At 60.1% G+C, this 18177-nt stretch carries 16 protein-coding genes; 6 read left to right on the top strand and 10 right to left on the bottom strand.

The features are described 5' to 3' along the window. Positions 1-329 (top strand): ribonucleotide-diphosphate reductase subunit beta (locus ACS3WB_RS13485; protein WP_438276003.1); only part of this gene is annotated, 329 nt, incomplete at its 5' end. Positions 330-371: 42 nt separating this feature from the next. Here the strand turns inward: ACS3WB_RS13485 and ACS3WB_RS13480 are convergent. From ACS3WB_RS13480 to ACS3WB_RS13470, 3 genes are all read right to left on the bottom strand, one after another. Then, the gene (locus tag ACS3WB_RS13480) at positions 372-803 is read right to left on the bottom strand and encodes a hypothetical protein (RefSeq protein ID WP_438276002.1); all 432 of its coding nucleotides are present in this window, start codon (positions 801-803) and stop codon (positions 372-374) included. Positions 804-1594: 791 nt separating this feature from the next. After that, positions 1595-1801, bottom strand: coding sequence for a hypothetical protein (locus ACS3WB_RS13475; RefSeq protein WP_438276001.1), 207 nt, complete (start codon positions 1799-1801; stop codon positions 1595-1597). Between the two features lie 182 nt (positions 1802-1983). Next, positions 1984-2430 (bottom strand): DUF2231 domain-containing protein, encoded by a 447-nt coding sequence (locus tag ACS3WB_RS13470; protein ID WP_438276000.1) that lies wholly within the window; start codon positions 2428-2430, stop codon positions 1984-1986. Positions 2431-2621: 191 nt separating this feature from the next. On the opposite strand from ACS3WB_RS13470, the gene ACS3WB_RS13465 reads away from it, so the two are divergent. After that, a complete protein-coding gene (locus ACS3WB_RS13465) occupies positions 2622-3257 on the top strand; it encodes a phosphatase PAP2 family protein (RefSeq protein WP_438275999.1) in 636 nt (211 codons plus the stop codon). Between the two features lie 147 nt (positions 3258-3404). Here ACS3WB_RS13465 and ACS3WB_RS13460 read toward each other — a convergent pair whose 3' ends face one another. Beyond that, the gene (locus ACS3WB_RS13460; RefSeq protein WP_438275998.1) at positions 3405-3533 is read right to left on the bottom strand and encodes a hypothetical protein; all 129 of its coding nucleotides are present in this window, start codon (positions 3531-3533) and stop codon (positions 3405-3407) included. 32 nt (positions 3534-3565) lie between these two features. Between ACS3WB_RS13460 and ACS3WB_RS13455 the strand changes: the two genes are divergently transcribed. The 3 genes from ACS3WB_RS13455 (at position 3566) to ACS3WB_RS13445 (ending at position 7409) form a co-directional block, all read left to right on the top strand. Then, a complete protein-coding gene (locus ACS3WB_RS13455) occupies positions 3566-4033 on the top strand; it encodes a (2Fe-2S)-binding protein (protein WP_438275997.1) in 468 nt (155 codons plus the stop codon). Further along, on the top strand, positions 4030-5046 hold the full coding sequence (locus ACS3WB_RS13450) for an FAD binding domain-containing protein (protein ID WP_438275996.1): 1017 nt from the start codon (positions 4030-4032) through the stop codon (positions 5044-5046). The genes ACS3WB_RS13455 and ACS3WB_RS13450 overlap by 4 nt, the downstream gene beginning before the upstream one ends. A 155-nt stretch (positions 5047-5201) precedes the next feature. After that, positions 5202-7409 carry a xanthine dehydrogenase family protein molybdopterin-binding subunit gene (locus ACS3WB_RS13445; RefSeq protein WP_438275995.1) on the top strand — a complete coding sequence of 736 codons (2208 nt, stop codon included), beginning with the start codon at positions 5202-5204 and terminating at the stop codon, positions 7407-7409. A 127-nt stretch (positions 7410-7536) separates the two neighbouring features. Here the strand turns inward: ACS3WB_RS13445 and ACS3WB_RS13440 are convergent, their stop codons facing one another. The 6 genes from ACS3WB_RS13440 to ACS3WB_RS13415 all read right to left on the bottom strand — a co-directional run bounded on the left by ACS3WB_RS13440 (position 7537) and on the right by ACS3WB_RS13415 (position 15538). Next, positions 7537-10002, bottom strand: coding sequence for a TonB-dependent siderophore receptor (locus tag ACS3WB_RS13440; RefSeq protein ID WP_438275994.1), 2466 nt, complete (start codon positions 10000-10002; stop codon positions 7537-7539). Between the two features lie 127 nt (positions 10003-10129). Beyond that, complete coding sequence (locus ACS3WB_RS13435) at positions 10130-11137, bottom strand: FecR family protein (protein WP_438275993.1); 1008 nt, start codon at positions 11135-11137, stop codon at positions 10130-10132. A gap of 100 nt (positions 11138-11237) precedes the next feature. Next, positions 11238-11753, bottom strand: coding sequence for an RNA polymerase sigma factor (locus ACS3WB_RS13430; protein ID WP_438275992.1), 516 nt, complete (start codon positions 11751-11753; stop codon positions 11238-11240). A 466-nt stretch (positions 11754-12219) separates the two neighbouring features. Then, the gene (locus ACS3WB_RS13425) at positions 12220-12402 is read right to left on the bottom strand and encodes a hypothetical protein (RefSeq protein WP_438275991.1); all 183 of its coding nucleotides are present in this window, start codon (positions 12400-12402) and stop codon (positions 12220-12222) included. 548 nt (positions 12403-12950) lie between these two features. Next, complete coding sequence (locus ACS3WB_RS13420) at positions 12951-13424, bottom strand: VOC family protein (protein WP_438276007.1); 474 nt, start codon at positions 13422-13424, stop codon at positions 12951-12953. Positions 13425-13561: 137 nt separating this feature from the next. After that, positions 13562-15538 (bottom strand): hypothetical protein, encoded by a 1977-nt coding sequence (locus ACS3WB_RS13415; RefSeq protein ID WP_438276006.1) that lies wholly within the window; start codon positions 15536-15538, stop codon positions 13562-13564. 866 nt (positions 15539-16404) lie between these two features. Here ACS3WB_RS13415 and ACS3WB_RS13410 point away from each other — a divergent pair. After that, positions 16405-18162 carry an ATP-binding response regulator gene (locus ACS3WB_RS13410; RefSeq protein ID WP_438275990.1) on the top strand — a complete coding sequence of 586 codons (1758 nt, stop codon included), beginning with the start codon at positions 16405-16407 and terminating at the stop codon, positions 18160-18162. Positions 18163-18177 lie beyond the last annotated feature (15 nt).

Raw genomic sequence — 18177 nt, 5'->3', positions numbered from 1 at the left:
AGATCAAGATCGAGAACCCTCATCTCTGGACTAAATCCTTCCAGGAAGAGGTGCGCGCCATGCTGAAGAACGCCGCCGATCTTGAAGCAGCGTATGGACGGGACACCATGCCACGCGGATTCCTCGGCTTGAACGCGACGCTGTGCGAAACATACATGCACGTCATCGCCAATCGCCGCTGCGCCCAACTCGGACTGGCGCCGGTGTTCGCCGACGCCGACAACCCGTTCCCGTGGATGAGCGAGGCGATGGATCTCAAGAAGGAAAAGAACTTTTTCGAGACCCGCGTCATCGAATATCAGAACGGCGGCGCGCTCGTCTGGGATTAAAGACGACAGAAACTCCGCCGCGACGGCTTGCAGCCGATCGATTCACGCCAATCCGCGCTGTGGCGGCTGAGGGTTATTTGAGGGATTCGTGTCGTATTTCGAGACTCGCGCAATAAGCCCGCTCGCGGCGAGCGGTAGCAGATCTGCCTCCAGGCCATCGGCAATCTCCTTGGCATAGACTTCCCGCTCATCCACATAGAGCGTGAAGGATTTCAGATATTTTTCCTTCTTTGCCGGGTCTTCGATCGTCGCCTTGGTCCAGTGGTAAAGCGGATAGCTCTCGACACCGTGCCCTTCTGCTGCAGCGACATACTCCGAAAAGGCGTCGAACTGACATTTCGGCACGGCATGATGTCTTGCGAGGACATCGAAGAGACCGGCGAGCGCCGGTTCACGCGCATGTCTCCGTATCGACTCTGCGGTAGCGGAATCGTTTACATCGAACCTGACCTGATACCGCCACTGAGAGGCCACGCTGTTCTCGCTCTCCGGGCGTCCCCGAGTTTGGCCTCGAGTTGCCCTCTGACCCCTGAAGCTAATGCTCCCTCGCAACCATGTCCAGCGGTCGCCCGTCACGCGACTGCGGCGACAATGAAAGCCGCGCGGAAAGCGCGCTATCTCCAGGCGTAAAATGGCGGGCCGATCGGCGGGGCCGTGGCATGGAGACGTCGCGGACTCCATCTTAGCTGAAAGCACCGCGAGACATTGACCGGTTGCCTGAATGTCTCCCCAAGGCGTTGGCTTGCGGTCCTTCGGCGCACGAACAGATCTTTTCCGATCCCGGATCGGCCTCCTCAATCCTTTCCGGGGAGCACGCTGGTGAGCAATGCCTTGGCGCTGTTCTTCAGCACGCTGCCAAGTTCGGGCTCGGAAGGGATTATGCTGACAAAATTCCGGGCCTCCTTCAGCGTGATGTGAGGGGGCAGTGGCGGCACATTCGGATCGGTGTAGGTTTCGAGAATGACTGGCCGATCGGCGGACAGCGCCTCATCCCAGGCTTCGCCGACCCGATCGGGGTTATCGACAAAGTGCGGCGATCGAGCATGGCACGGTCCGATGATGGCTACAAACGTGCGGCTCGGGGTTCGTTCCTATGAGGGTCAGCCTATCACGCAGAATTGGAAGCTGGCCGGTTTAGCAACAAAGAAAGATCGACTGTATTTTCTTATTGTATTTTCTTGGTAGCGAGCGCGTGCCGGATCATCGGCTCAAGAGCTCCTGTGCCCGGTCCTGAGACTTGATGTCCTTCCACTCAAGAATTTTCGTCAGAGGCTTTCATTCTGACCGGGGCTGCTAACGTCTTCGCTCACCTGCTCGACGTGAAGACCGCGCGGCAAGACCTGCCCGCCCCGTTCGTCCGCGACCGGAATATCCGTAATGAGGCCAGACCGCAGCGCTCGCCTCCAGGCATCAAGTTCGGTGGACGCGACTGCACCGATGCGTTGATCGTGATAGAACAGAGCGTAAGCCATGTATCTTCCTCCCTCTCCTTTCACCTACCAACGCGTCTGAAGCAGATTCGTCCCTTCTGTATCGACGCCAACTCATTCATTTTTCACATGAAAGAGTTGCATTTTTAGAGGGCCTGGTTCCAAGCACTGCAACGATTGTTCCAGATGCAGACAAAGCCGCGCTAAGTGCGCGGCAGCGGCCCTTAATCGGCGACACCGACTCGATGGCGAAACACCATTTCACCGCCCTTCCAGGCCGTGAACACCAGGATCAGCACGACCAGGCCCGAAAGCACCACGCCGGTCGGAATAACTGCCGAGCTGCCGTGCTCGTAACGGGAATACCAATTATAAAGCGCGATCAGCACTGCGATCACATTGCCGATTGCGTGAACCCGTGTATCCGAGAGGTTGCTGACACGCCCGTCGCCGAAGACATCGACAAGGCCGGTCAACCCGGCGATCGCCGCCGTAATAAGGCCGACGCCGAGGAGCCACAGCGAGGCTGTCGCCCAGAACTGATTTGACGTGACGTAAAAGGCGAGATCGGAGATGAAGGTCAGAACAAAACAGACGATGGGAAACCCTATCACCATCGGATGGATCGGGTGTCCGGCTACTTGCGCCGTGGAACGTGGATTTGTTGTCATAGCGAAACTCCTTTTGCTGGCTGAGCCAACAACGCCGTCGAGTTGGAGTTCCTCCGCTATTCAGCTTGGTTGGCGCGCCGCACGGCTTCCGCGCCGCCGCATGGCTCCCGCGATGACGTGTGGCAAAAATGAACCCCCGCGAGGGGATGACGTTAGGAGAGAAGCACGACACGCATTTTAGATCACAAAATATGAGCACACGTCGTTTCCTCGTCAAAATTGCCGGCTTGAAGCAAGCTCCTCGCTTTCCTGTGGGCGTGCGACCTGCAAAAGCGGATGTCGAGATCGCACAAACGATCGCCCACTATACCTCTCCAGTTCCCGAGCAGATCGCAAGGACGCTGGCATGGGGGGCCGACGAGAAGGTCCTGCTGGTTCTAGCGTCGATCGGATGGGTTGCTTCCCGGGGCGGCGGAGAACAGGTTCGGCGAACCGGCAATCATGCGCTGTTGGTCGCACTCGCGTCCTCATTGCTGCCGCACGCCATGAAACTGATTTTTGATCAGACTCGTCCCGATCGAAAAACAGTCCTGGGCCATGTCCACGGCATTTCGTTCTCGGGAAAGCGTGACGATGCTTTTCCATCGGGTCACGCACTCCATATGGGCGCATTGGCGTCCGCGGCCGGCACTTTACGTCCCGGCCCGCGGCGGACGATTCGAGCGATCGCGGTGAGCCTCTCTCTGGCTCGCGTGGCAATCCTGGCGCACTGGGCGTCGGATGTCCTTGCAGGGTTCGCGCTCGGGGCGATCCTGGAAAGGCTCCTTCGTCCGCTGACCGGTTATCCGCCGGAATACCTCAAGGAGAACGAGGATGCCGGTCGCTGAAAGACCTTGAGGAGAACGCGGAAAGCTCGCAAGATTGCGGCGGCCGATCGCTGATATCCTGCGTCCCCGGAGCTTCGCCGGTCCGGGACTATGACCGGTCCGCATCCGTTTTCATCGCTGTGCGAAAGGTGCGAATATCAGTCCGCTTCACGCCGGCGACGCCGCGACCGTGTTAGTCGAAGGAACGTCCAGGACTTCATCGAATTGAACGAAATCGGCTTGCGGAGAAAGCCATGGCAGACTCAAGGGTTCCAGCGCCATCAAATGTTCCGCCATCAAGGGATCTCCCTTCGTCTCAGCCCTTGCCCATGCAGCAGATCGACATCGCCTTGACGGTAAATGGCGTCAGGAGAGAACTAGCGATCGCGCCCTGGACAACGCTGCTGGACGCCTTGCGCGAGCGTCTCGGCCTGATGGGCACCAAGAAGGGCTGCGATCACGGTCAGTGCGGCGCATGCACGGTTCTACGCGACGGACGGCCGATCAATTCGTGCCTCGCGCTCGCAGTGATGCAGGACGGCACTGACGTTACCACCGTGGAAGGTCTTGCCCGAGACGGCACGCTCCATCCGGTGCAGCAGGCCTTCATCGATCACGATGCCTTTCAATGTGGTTATTGCACGCCGGGACAGATTTGCTCGGCGGTCGGCCTTATCAGCGAAGGCAAAGCCAAAACGCGCGACGAGATACGCGAAGCGATGAGCGGCAACATCTGCCGCTGCGGCGCCTATCCCAACATCGTGGCTGCGATTGAGGAGGCGATGAAAGCGACATGAACAGCTTTCAATATTCGCGGGCGCAGGATGTCGCCGACGCCATCCGGCAATCTGCCGCCGACCGATCCGCCAGGTTTATTGCCGGCGGCACCAATCTCGTCGATCTGATGAAATATGAAGTCGAGCGGCCCGCACGCTTGATCGATATTTCTCGCCTGCCGCTGCGCACGATCGAGGCGACGCCCGGCGGAGGACTTCGTGTCGGCGCGCTGGTGCCGAACTCAGACCTTGCATGGCACCCGCAAGTGAAAGAACGTTATCCGCTATTGTCGAGTGCCATCCTTGCCGGAGCGTCAACGCAACTTCGCAATATGGCTTCCACCGGCGGCAACTTGCTCCAGCGCACGCGCTGCCTTTATTTCTATGATGTCGCCACACCGTGCAACAAACGCAAGCCGGGAACCGGTTGCGCGGCTCTCGGCGGGATCAACCGGACCAACGCGATCCTCGGCACCAGCGATGCCTGCATCGCCACCCATCCGTCCGACATGGGCGTAGCGCTTGCGGCGCTCGACGCCACCGTTCACGTTGTCGGCCCCGAAGGCGAGCGCGCCATTGCCATGACGGACTTTCATCGCCTGCCCGGCGATACGCCCGAGCGCGATACCAACCTCGGAGCCAATGAGATCATCACAGCCATCGCGCTTCCTGAGCGTGGCTTCCGCACACATTACACTTATCTCAAGATTCGCGACCGCCTGTCCTATGCCTTCGCATTGGTCGCCGTTGCAGTCGCGCTCGAAATCGAAGGCGGCATCATTCGCGAAGCCAGGCTGGCGCTCGGCGGCGTCGCTCATAAGCCTTGGCGCGATCCGGAAGCCGAGGCGGTGTTGGTCGGTCAGTCCGCCGAAAAAGCCACGTTCGCCAAAGCCGCCGACATCGTCCTGCGTGACGCGAAAGGATTTGGCCACAACGATTTCAAGATCGACCTCGCACGGCGCACCATTATCCGTGCGCTGGATCAGGCGGCGCAAGGCACACCGCAGTCGCAGTCCGACAAGAGGATCGCGTGAGCGATGACGTTCCTAATCCGCAGCAAGGTACCTCCGTTTCGGCAGGAATCGATCGCCGCACGCTGCTCAAAGGGGCCGCGGATTTCGTCACGATCAGAACCGCGACTTCCCATGCGGCGGCTGCTGCCGGGACGCCCAGACCAGCGAGTGCATCCATGACGAGCTATATTGGCACGGCAACATCCCGGATTGACGGGCGCGACAAGGTCACCGGCGCGGCGCGCTATGCAGCCGAATTCGGCGCGCCGGATCTTGCTTATGCCAGCCTGGTGACGTCCACGATCGCACGAGGCCGTCTCACACAGCTTGATGTGACCACGGCATTGAAGGTCCAGGGCGTCATCACCGTGCTCTCGCACCAAAACCGTCCGCTCATGGCAGACAACGACAAGGCTTACAAGGATCAGGTTGCGCCAAGGAACGGTTCGCCGTTCCGGCCACTCTATGACGACCATATCAAGTTCAGTGGCCAGCCCCTCGCGATGGTTCTGGCGGAGGATCCCGAGACGGCAAGCTACGCAGCCTCTCTCGTCCACGTCGTATGTGACGAGGAGCCGCATGTCACCGACATCACGCGTCAACGCGATAATGCGGTTGCGCTCAAGGCTCCTGCGAATCCGCGCGGCGATGCCACAAAAGCCTTCTCCGAGTCGGACGTCCGCCATGAAGCCGATTACCTCGTGCCGATCGAGCACCACAATCCGATGGAGTTGTATGCATCGACAGCCATATGGAACGATGGGAGGATCACCGTCTACGACAAGACGCAAGGGGTCCAGAACGTCCATGATTATCTGTGCGGCGTGTTCGACTGCGATCCCGCAGATATCCGCGTGATGTCACCTTATGTCGGCGGCGCGTTCGGCTCCGGCCTGCGGCCGCCGTTTCAGGTCGCGCTTGCGGTGCTGGCCGCCCGCGCAATCAGTCGCTCGGTGCGCCTCGTGCTGACACGTCAGCAGATGTATGCGATCGGCTATCGGCCGGCGATGATCCAGCGTATTCAACTCGGCGCAAAAGCCGACGGCAGCCTGAACGCAATCAGCCACGACGCGGTGACGTCGACGTCACAATATGAGGACTTCCACCGCAACGAAACGACCTGGTCGAGCCTTCTCTACAAGAGCGAAGCGGCGAGATATGACCACAAGCTCGTCCGTCTCGATCTTCCGACCGGCTGCGACATGCGCGCGCCAAGCGCCGCCACCGGCGTCTATGCGCTGGAAGCGGCGATGGATGAACTCGCGGAAGCGCTCAAGATGGATCCGGTCGAACTACGACTGAAGTGCTATTCCGACCGTGACCAGAGCAGCGGTCTTCCCTTCAGCAGCAAGAACCTGCGGGAATGCTACCGGCAAGGAGCAGAAGCTTTCGGCTGGAGCCGCCGCACCCCGGCGCCTCGTTCGATGCGCGAAGGCCACGAATTGATCGGCTGGGGCATGGCGACCGGCGTTTGGGAAGCCTTGCAGATGCCGATTACGGTCCGTATCGCGCTGACGTCGAACGGTCACGCCGAGGTGTCGTGCGCGACAGCCGATATCGGCACCGGAACCTATACCATCATGGCGCAAGTGGCGGCCGACATGCTCGGCCTTCCGCTTGAAGCGATCTCGATCAAGCTCGGCGATTCCGCGCTTCCGCAGGCGCCGGTCGAGGGAGGATCGTGGATGGCCGCTTCGGTCTCAAACGGCATCGTCACCACCAGCAACGCGATCCGGGACGACCTTCTGAAGCTGGCGCAACGCCTGCCCGGATCGCCGCTCAAGGGATGCCGCGGCGGCGACGTCGTTCTCGCCAACGGCGCGATCGCTTCAAAAACAGAAGGTCGGAACGCGGTCTCGATTGCCGACGTGATGCGATCGGCCGGCATCGACCGGATCGAGCGCGACGAGCAGACGACATTCGCCAAGGACGATGCCCACGCGCATAATACTCACTCCGCGATCTTTGCCGAGGTGAAGGTCGATGAGGAGATCGGCGTGATTCGCGTCACCCGCGTCGTCAGCGCCGTGGCCGCCGGGCGCATTCTCAACCTCAAGACCGCGCGCAGCCAGATACTGGGTGGCGTGGTATGGGGCATCGGCATGGCGTTGCACGAGGAAACTCTGATCGATCATCGTTTCGGCCGCATGATGAATGCCAATATCGCAGAGTACCACGTTCCGGTGAACGCCGACGTTCACGATATCGATGTGATCTTCGTCGACGAGCAGGATGAATTCGTCAACCCGATGGGCATCAAGGGACTTGGAGAGATCGGCATCGTCGGCGTTCCGGCTGCGATCGCCAACGCCGTTCATCACGCAACAGGTGTGCGCGTGCGCGATCTTCCCATTACGCTGGACAAGCTGACCCGCAAAACGTGAACCGGCTTCAACAAGGACGACAACAGACGATCCACGGCCGAGCGCAATAGCAGCGCCGACTGGCCATCATGCGTCACGGCCCACGCCCCTCGTCCGCCGACCGGGCTTCACCAAAAGAGTTATCTCATTACCATCGATAGGTCAGCCTCGCCGTGACGGTCCGCGAGGGACCATAATAGCAGACGCCATATTGGCAGTTCGCCACGTAATCCTTCCCCAGCAGATTGCTCGCATTGACGTTGAATGTGAGACCTTTCCATTGCGGGTTGGCCTGCCCCAGGTCGTAGCTCAGGCTCGCATCCAGCAACGTGACGGGTGGAACCGTCAGTTGATTGAGATCGTCGGCGTAGACGCTGCTGCGATATCGAATGCCGGCAGCAAGGCCAAAGCCGGCAAGTGGCCCCGCGTCGAACGTATATTTCGCCCACAGCGCCGTCTGGTGGCGCGGAATGCTCGTCACGAATCTACCCTGGATCGGCACGCCGTTGACGTCCGAATTGCTCTTGGTCACGACCGCGTCGGAGAATGTATACGAGCCGATCAGATCCCAACCGTTCCAGGCCTGCACCTTCGCTTCCAGTTCGGCGCCGCGTACGCGGATCTCCCCTTGCTGGATCTGGCTGAAAGGCGGCGCTGCGGGCCGGTTGTCGGCCGTCAACACATTCTGTTGGGTCAACTGATAACCCGCGGCCGTGATCAGCATCCGTGAGCCGGCGGGCTGATATTTGACACCGGCCTCATATTGCTGCCCCGTTGTCGGAACGAAAAGATTGCCCTCGTAGGTCGCGCCGACGGTAGGCTCGAATGACGTGGAGTAACTGACATAAGGCGCCAGGCCGTTCTCGAACAAATAGGTAAGACCCGCCCGTCCGGTGAACGCGGTGTCGTTCGTTGCGGTCGGCGCGGAATTGGGAACGATCATGTTGGTGATACGCCCATGCGCCCAGTCTTCTCGGCCCCCCAGAGTCAACAGCCAGTTACTGAGGCGGATCTGGTCCTGCAGGTAGATGCCGAGCTGCCGCTGTTCGATGTCGTTGTCGATCATCGGTATTACGCCGGGAAGCGCCGCCCCATAGACAGGATTGAAGATGTCGAGCGGGGGCGTCGGGCCGGCTGAGCCGTCAAATCGGTCGCGGTCGCGTATCCATTGATAATCGAAACCGGCGAGAACGGTGTGCGATGTAGGCCCGAGGTCGAACTTCGTCGTGATGTTGTTGTCGGTCGTAGCGTTGCGGACATAGTCGCGAAATCGCAGCGTGTCCCGATCAAGCGTGCGGAGATCCGACTGCAAGCCGGATGGATAGACGTTGGGCGCGTCGACCTTCACGTCCGCATAGCGCGCGCTCGACCGGAAAATCAGCGTATCGGAGAACCGATGCTCCAATTCATACCCGATCGCATTCTGATCGCGCATGTAATGGTCATAGCCGGGTTCGCCGACAAAGCGGCTTGTCGGGATCCTGCCGTTCGGGTTGGGCAGGAGCGTGCCCTGCATCGGCAGGAAGGTTCCGCTCCAGCCTTCCACGTTGTCGCGTTGAACATGCGAAAGAATCGTGAGCTTCGTATCCTCCGTCGGTTTGAAAGTGACCGACGGAGCAAAGAACATCCTTTTATCTGTCGTGTGGTCGATCTGGGTATCACCGAAGCTGCCGGCGCCGACGAGACGATAGAGCACGCTCTTTTCGGCATTGGCGGGGCCGCTCAGGTCGAACGCGCCCTGGCCCTGAGCCGGATACCCCGTTCCGATCTGCACCTCACGAATTGTCTCTTCAGATGGGCGCTTGCTGATGAGGTTGATCATTCCCCCCGGCACGTTCTGCCCATACAGCCCGGAGGTCGGACCGCGCAGAACTTCGACCCTTTCCAGACCGTAAGGCTCGATACGCGGTATCGCATAATTGCCGGCGGGGAACTTCATGCCGTCGACATACTGGTATTTGTCGACTTGAAACCCGCGAATGGTGAGGTGATTGAACCTAGCGTCGTAGCCGAACGCCTCGCTGTCGACGCCGGGCGTATAGCGCAGCGCCTCGCTCACTGTCTGCGCACCCTGCTGACGAATTTGATCGGCCGTTACGACGGAGATGGACTGCGGCACTTCAATGACCGGGGTATCGGTTTTTGAACCCGTGACCGTTCTCTGCGCCACAAGTCCATTCACAGGCCCCCAGCCATTTTCGCCTTGGACATTGATCGTATCGAGCGAGATCGCATTCTCTACCGGCGCCGCACCGTTCCCGGTCGAGGCGCGCTCACCGATCACCGCGGTCCGGTCGCTCGTGATGCGAAACGCGATCCCCGTCCCCTGAAGAAGCCGCGAGAGGGCCTGATGGGTCGTGTACTGCCCCTCGACGGCATGAGCAGTGAGGCCGCGTGAGGTCGAGGCTGCAAGCGTAACCTGAACGCCTGCCTGCCGTCCAAATGCATTCAAGGCGCTCGTGAGAGGCTGTGCCGGAATATGGAACGTCCGCACTTCTGATTGCACCTGTGCGCTTGCGGTGCCGACGCCAACGGCCGTCGTCAGCGCCAACCCGGCGATGAATGTCACGGTCGGAAACCGCATTCCGGTTTTTGCTGCGCTCGGCCAACCCATTGGTCTCGGTCCTCGAATTGACGCATCGCCCCCGCGCATGCGTTTCCGGACCAAAGACGATTAGCTCGCAAGCTTTTTTCACCGCCTGCCGCTTTATTCTCAGGCGTCAAGGCGAGACTGGAGCAGTTCAAAAACGGGTAATTAACCGCACGTAAGGTGCGACCGTGCGCACGGTGCCGCCATAGGGCTCGACCAGCGCCCGCAATGCCCTGTCGGGATGGCGGAGATCGTAAAGTCCCGTGACCTTTTGCCGTCCCAAGTCCCTGTCCGGGATCGTGATCCATGCCTGGTGATAGCGCTGCAGTTGCTCGATGACCGTAGCGATCGGCACATCGTTGACGAAAAGCTTTCCGTCGCGCCACGCCGCGATGTCGTCTTGCGCGATCGCGCTCTTCTGCATTGCGCCCGTGCTGCGGTCCACCATCACCGCTTCGCCCGGCACCAGGACCATCTCCTTCGCAGCTTTTTCAGGTAAAGCCACCGACACCGATCCGCGGGACAGTTCCACGCTTGTGCCCGTCGCCGATAACTGCACATTGAAGGCGGTGCCGAGATCGATCACATCGACGCCGGCCGCGGCGACAACGAAGGGGCGAGCCGCATCGTGGGTGACGTCAAAAAACGCCTCCCCCGCCAGCAGAGTTACCCGCCGTTCTCCTTTCGCCATGTCAATCTTGATGGCGCTATCCGCCGCGAGCTCGACGCTGGTCCCGTCGATCAGGTGCACCGTGCGAGTTTCGGCCGTGCCCGTGGCATAATCCGCCTGCATGCGAACCAATAATGCGGGGTAGTTCAGCGCGATGACGACGCAAGCCGCCAGGCCGATGCCGGCGGCAATCGCCCGCCGTCTCCAATGTGATCGAGACCGCAGTGAAGACACGCGCCGGCCGGAATTGATCGGGATGCCTCGGGGCTCTTCGCGGTGCCATACATGCTCGTAGACCGGAGGCACCTCCCGCATCACGCGCCAGGTGCGGCGGGCCCTCTGCCAGGCGATCCGATGTTCCGGCGACTGCGCGAGCCAATTTTCGAATTCGTACGCCAACGCAGAATCCTGAGAAGCCGCGTTCAACCGCAGCAACCAGTCCATCGCCTCTTCAAGGATCGGATCCGATTTATCGTCGTCCGCGACCAAACACTCTGATCCTGCAGCTATCGTCCAATCCGCCTGTCGAACCGGAGCGATCCGAATCGCCTGCTCTCGACCGAATAGACGATTAGCCCGGAATTTCTTTTCACGCCTTGTCGGGTGTGTCGAGCGCCATTGCAATCCGCATCATGGCGCCGCGGACGTGTCGATGCGCGGTGGCGACCGAGATGCCAAGATGTTCGGCGACTTCCCCGAGCGTATAGCCCCCCAAACGGTGCATTTCCACGGCAATTCGGGCCTCCGGGGTCAGATCCGCCATAACGCGCGACACGCTCCGCACGTCGTCAGAGAGAAGAAGATTTTCTTCCGGCGTGGCCTCTGTCCGCAGCGTCGCCCAAAACGGCACGTCCTGCGCCAGCTCCCGCGTTTCGACCTTGCGGCGCCTTAGGACATCGAACGCCAGGTTGCGCACGATACGGTAGAGATAGGCGAGCGTCTGTTCGGGCGTGACCGATCGAATCCGCTCCGGCACGAAACGCAAAAACGCGTCCTGAACGATATCCTCGGCAGCTTCGCGCGACCCCAGGATCGGAGCGGCGTAGTCAATGAGCGCCGCGCGATGCGACAGGTAAACGCCGTGGCTGATTTCCCCATCCTTCATCGCAAGCGATCCGTATAACCTCCCTCAGCGAAATCCGCCCCCCGCGCGGCGGATCCCACCACCATGACTCGCAAACGGCAGCGCCGCGCGGACTGCTTTCCCAGTGCCAGAGAAGATCAGTCGCTCGATGGCGATCTCGAATAAACCGTAACGATGTTTCCCGCAATCCCGTTAGATTGGAGCGTTTCTAAGCTGAACGCGGTGCAGAATTCGGCGAAGAGCGATGAGTCACAGAAGATGAGTTACAGAATAAGCATCGATCAACGTGCTCGACACGCGAGGCGCGCTTCATGCCGGCGAACCGGATGTAGCGGTGTTTGGGGTGTGGCACACACGTATTGACGGCACCGTGGTCCTCGCCCTTCAACCGCAAGACAGACCGGACAAGCGCTTGAGCCCTGCTCACCCGACATGAGGCGGTGGCGGTGCAGGAGCATACCGCCGCAGCGTGGGTCAAAGCATCGGACTAGCTATTGAGCTCCGTCTTGAAACGCCCGACCAGACGCTCCCCATCCCACACTTCCACGTTACGGGCACCGACAATCTTCTTTGCGGTTTCGACCGCCTGAGAGTCGTCCGCGCTCACTATGAGCGTGTCGCCCTGGATGTGGCCCTTGTCGTTGAGGATGTAGACTCGATAATCGGTCACCTGTCGTATCTCCGGAGTTAAGCCGCCGCCGGCAGGCCGGCGATCAATATCACAATTATATAGCGCGACAGCTTTATAGTGCGAACAGCCCAGGTGGAACTACCACCCTTTTTGTATTGCGGTGGGGTGGTCTCACCTCACGAATGCATCAATCGATCCGGCATAGGATGGGTTTGAGCTGAGGATTCCTGCATCCTCGGTCTTTCCATAGACGAAAGTTGGGGCGGGAACGAAATTCCGCCCCCGGATTTATTTCGGAGCGCAACAGTAGTGCCAGCACCCACCCGCGTTGCTGGTCCTGGAAAGGCTCCGTTCTTCTTGAGGTCGGAGCCTTTCTTTGGAGGCTCGCTTTGGAGGCTCGGAATGGAAGAGAGAGTATTTCCTCCCCACGTCATTGGTTTCATGAATCGCAAGCGGGAGAAGGAAAAGCAGCAAGAAGAGAGAGTCAGGGGTCTGCATCCTTTATCGTGGCGCGAGCGCTTTGAGCAAAGCTTCGACTCGAACCGATGACTCCCTGACCAGAGTCACTACCCCGGAACTTGGGACCGTCAGCCCCGCCGTGCCTTCTCGATCGCGGCAACGTCGATCTTCTTCATGGTCATCATCGCACTGAACGCGCGCTTTGCTTCGTCGCCGCCGGCAGCCATCGCCTCGGTCAGCACGCGCGGCGTGATCTGCCAGGAGATACCCCATTTGTCCTTGCACCAGCCGCAGGCGCTTTCCTGGCCGTCATTGCCGACGATGGCGCTCCAGTACCGGTCCGTCTCTTCCTGATCGTCGGTGGCGATCTGGAACGAGAATGCCTCGCTGTGTTTGAACGCGGGGCCGCCATTGAGACCGAGACAGGGGATGCCGACGACGGTGAATTCGACCGTCAGCACGTCGCCCGCCTTGCCGGACGGATAGTCGGCGGGCGCATGGTGGACGGCGCTCACCGAACTGTCAGGAAAAGTATCGGCGTAGAAGCGGGCTGCAGCCTCGGCGTCCTTGTCGTACCACAGACAGATCGTGTTTTTGGCAATTGCCATCGCTTGTCCTTTTGCCTTTGGAGTCAATTCCGGTCCGGCTGCCCACGCGCGCTGGACGGGACAGCCACTCAATCGTGGCGGACCACTTTGGCCATTCGACGACATCGAAGGCGTACCGAAGCCCGTCGCCATCAGGTGTTCGTCGGCCAGTGCCGCTCGTGGAACCAAATCCGGTACTTCGAGGACATCTTCTCGCTTTGCGCCTGCGGCGCGCGCCGCTTGCACGTTGATGCCTCTTCGCTCCCTTCCGACGCGCCCCATCTCACCTCCACGCAGTCGTTCGGATTATAGGCCATCTCGAAGCGCGGTGCCCGGTCGATGACTTCCTGGAGAGAGAGCGTCCATTGCGAGCCATCGCTGCGCGTATAGGATATTTTTCGCGACGCAAGCTCGGACGCAAGCACCCCTTGCAATTCGCTTTTGACGTCGGCGATGCTCTTGTCGGTCGGCATCGCATAGCGCGGCGCCCGCCGAATGACACGATCGGGAAATCCCCGCACGACATCGATCGCGATCAACAAACGGAAATCGCGCGCCGGGGTGGAGTAATCCTCCCAGGCCCCCGTCGTCCCGAAGATCGTGGGGCCGTTGGGCATAGCCACCTCTCCGGCGTGCTTTTCCTGATATTGTCGTCCGTTTTCAACCGAGGTGACGCGCGTCTTCACCTGTTCGTTCAGACTTTCGATGGCGTCTGTCATCGCTTTCACCGGATCGAGTGGCTCCGGCGACATCACGTCATCCATGCGATCGTAAAAATCCTCGGCGCTCATTTTTGATTGATCGAGCGAAAAATCGGCGTACTGGGGATTGCTGATGATCTCGGCGTTGACCAGCCGCCGCAACGAACCGCCTTTGTCGCGCACGATCGGCCGGAAGTGCTTGAAGCCCGGGCTGCCCAGCGCAGGATCGCGCACGAACAGGAAGTTACCGCGCCAGAAACGCTTTCGTGTGATCGAGCCGTCTGGCTCGGCATCGACGGCGAGGAAGACGCCCGGCTTGCCGTTCATCTCCGGCACACGATGCACGAGCATCAGCACGTGGCCGTAGGGGTCGGCGTACACCGTCCCCGGGCGGAGCGCTTCCTGGGTCAGCGGGACAGTATAGAAATCGGTGTTTTCGTCGTTCGCGGCGGCGCGTACCGCCCCAGTATGCACCACGTCGCCGACGTCCCGAAGATATTCGCTGAACGTCGTCGGCCGCTTTGGCTGCACCTTCGGCGGAGCCGCCGGCGTCCCGACCGACTGCAACGGGACAAAGGGCTGCAGAATAGGAGGCGTCTGCTCGGGCGGTGTGGCGTTGGCGGCGATCGTAGCCGACGCGATTTCCTGTTCGGGAGGCGGCGGCGGACGGGTGACCTCGGGATGCTCCATGTCGAACCATTGGAAGCACTTGGGCGGCTTGCCGTGGGTGCCACGTGAGCAATTGGAGTAGCCGAAGGGCAGTCCCATCTTGTAGGCAAAATAGGCGCGCAGGAAGTATACGAAATCAGCGCAGTCGGGGCGAAGGCCCGTCCGCACATTATCTTCGCCGCGGCCCAGATAGTTGAACAGGAAATTGCGTGAGCGGTCGCGCAGGACTTCATGCCAGGCTTTCCAGGACAGATCCTGATCGGGAGGCGCATCGAATAGTTTCTCGATCCACGCCGAGAATAAGGATTCCGTCGCGTGATTCCAGTTGTTACGAACCTTCCAGAAGGCATTGTGCGGAACAGGCAGCGAATTTGGCTTGCGCGCGCTGACGGAGATATCGCGTTTGATCGTGCTGCAGCCCGCCGTTGCGTGGTCGAGCGCCAGGGTGACGTGCCACATGCCGGCGGCAGGCTGAGCGACCTCTGCGAACCAGACGTACGGCGCACCGCCATGCCGGTCAGACGATTTGGCCGCTACGCTTCCATCGGGCGCGACCAGCGAAATCACACCCTGCAACGGCCGCTCGGTGACGATCATGACGCGCAGCGGCGCCCCTTTCCAGGGCGCAAACGGCGAAGGCAGGATCGAGAAATCGGCCGCCTCATGGCACGGGCCAGACGCCGCTAGAGCCGGCGGGCCTACCGTCGCGAAAAGGAACGCCGCCGCTGCGGCAGCAGCAAACCGGCTGGCGAGGCGTATCCTTCCAGCCCTTCCGGAGGATCCGGAAGCTGCACTCGATTCCGCCGATCTCAGCCGTGAAGAGCGACGGCCAGGGCTCGTTACGCTAACGCCTCCACGCCGCATCGCTGTCCCCCCATTGAGATGGATGCTACCAGCCGGCGAAGCTTTCAAACAGTGGCCGGCATGCTGAATGACCCGAGACCAGAATTGTCAGGCAAAACGCCGGAGATGTGGCGAAAATCGGCGCGGCGCGGCTTTCTCTAGGGGCCGTGCGGCCACGCAGAAGTCAGGGCGACAGGGCCTTTCGCTTTCGGCCTGCGCAAAGTCTCCTATTGGCAGCCCTTTCGTTATCCTCTTGAAATTCTAGAAATCTCGCACTGGTGGCTGGCGATGCAGTGCGACAACGCGGATTAACGCACGACGGCCCGCGCGAGGTGTTGAGGCCATGCACCGATCGAGAAAGCCGCTCAAAGCTCTTGGCCACTGTGCAGCAGCGATGTGTCGCAGCGCTGTGCATCAACGCCTCAGCTAGGCCGGTATTGTGAGCGATCGCGGATCTGCGCGGGAGACATCTTCGAGGCGACTGAGTTGCGCTGCCGCAGGCCATAACCGCGCTAGCGCCGCGGTTCCGGCTTTATGACTTTCGTCGTCGCTGCGGGAGCGACCGGAACGCTTGGCGCTGCAATCGCCGCCGGCCCTGTCATTGAGACTTAAGAAAAAGGATGTCTCGCGAGACTGTACTCGCCTCCCGGCGCTGTCGCCTGACAGGCCATAGCTTGCCTCTGCAACGTGACCGCGGAGGAAATCCATGTTGATGTCGCGGGAGCGATGTGGCTTGTTGCCGATCAGGATCGAGGCAGCGGACCCATCGCACTACATTTCCAATGTCCATTTTGCACCACGACAAATTACGAGCCGAACAGGTCGCCGCGCTCTACGGGAATGCGGTGGAAGGGACGGTCGGAAGCCTGATTGCGGCCGCGATCCTGTCTGGCATGCTGGTGAGCCTCGGCGCGGTGCCATTGTCGGCGGCTGTGATCTTTGTGACGCTCGTCTTCGGACAATCCATGACGAGGTTCTTGCTCATCCGTGCCTACTGGAAATCAAGGCCGGCGCCGCCAGATTGGCGTCGTTGGGCGCAACGCGCCATAGCCAGTACTCTTGCCGGCGGATTGACCTGGGGATTCGGCTCGCTCTTGCTGATGAGTCCGAGCCGCGTCGAATTGCAGTTTATCGTGCTGCTGGTTTGCGCGGGTATTGCGGCTGGAGCCATCACCGCCTTCGCGACCTATCTCCCGGCATATTATTGCAATCTGTGCTCTATCATGGTGCCCACTACGATCTGGGCGGCCTCGCATCCTGATGTATTACACTGGACCTACGCTGCACTTGCCACATTATGGACTGCCGTTATTGCCATGCTGGCAAAGAAACACAGCGAAATCCTCAATAAGTCTCTCCGGCTGCAGTTTGAAAACCTCGACCTGGCGACGAATTTGCGTCTGCAAAAAGAGAAGGCAGAGGAAGCGAGTGTCGCCAAATCCCGCTTTCTGGCGTCGGCGAGCCATGATCTGCGTCAACCGGTCCATGCTCTGAGCATGTTTGTCGGTGCTTTACGCACCCGGCAAATGGATGACGATGCGCGACGACTGGTCAAGCAGATCGATGACTCGGTCGGTGCGCTTGATGGTCTGTTCACTTCGCTGCTGGATATTTCCCGGCTCGATGCCGGGGTGATCCAAGCGCAACGTCAATCGTTTCCGATTCTGGCGCTGTTGAAGCGGATATGTCGCGATGAAGGTGCCGAGGCGACGCGGAAAAATCTGAAGCTGACCTTGATATCATGTTCGCTGCTCGTTGAGAGCGATCCGGTGCTGCTCGAACGCATCCTGCGCAACCTGATCTCGAATGCGATTCGATATACCGACGATGGACGCGTCATCGTCGGTTGTCGTCGCGGCGAGCGGCTGAGTGTCGAAGTATGGGATAGCGGTCGCGGCATAGCGCCGGATGAGCGCGACCTCATCTTCCAGGAGTTCTATCAGGTAGGAAACCCTGAACGGGATCGTAGCCGGGGACTAGGACTCGGCCTCGCCATCGTCGCCAGATTGACGGACATTTTGAAAACGCCGCTGACGCTGCAATCCTCGGCTGGTCGCGGCTCCGTATTCAAACTGTCGGTTCCGATATCGCAGCGAGAGCCATCCGTGACGATGCAGGAAATTGATGGCCCACCGGCCGCGACGAATCCACTGCTCATTCTCGTCATCGATGACGAGGTCGCGATTCAGGCATCGATGCAAAGTCTGCTTACTTCCTGGGGGCACGTCGCCACCGTCGCCGGCTCATGTCAGGACATGCTGGCGCAGATTGCGGACTGCACGGTGGTACCCGATCTCATCATTTCAGATTATCGCTTACGATCGGCTGAAAACGGCATCGAGACGATCCAGCAACTGAGGTCCGAATTTAACGAGAATATTCCCGCAATTCTCATGACAGGCGATACCGCGCCAAACCGCATCAGGGAGGCGAGCGAGAGCAGTTGCTTTCTGATGCACAAGCCGGTTTCAAATAGCAAACTCCGCGCGGCGATCACTAATTTGACAATCGCCAGCACCCGTTCCGGAGAACCGGCCTAGGGTAGTGGATTTGAA

Source organism: Nitrobacter sp. (assembly GCF_051535215.1).
Lineage (GTDB): Bacteria > Pseudomonadota > Alphaproteobacteria > Rhizobiales > Xanthobacteraceae > Nitrobacter.
This window is presented reverse-complemented; position numbering and strand designations above follow the sequence as displayed.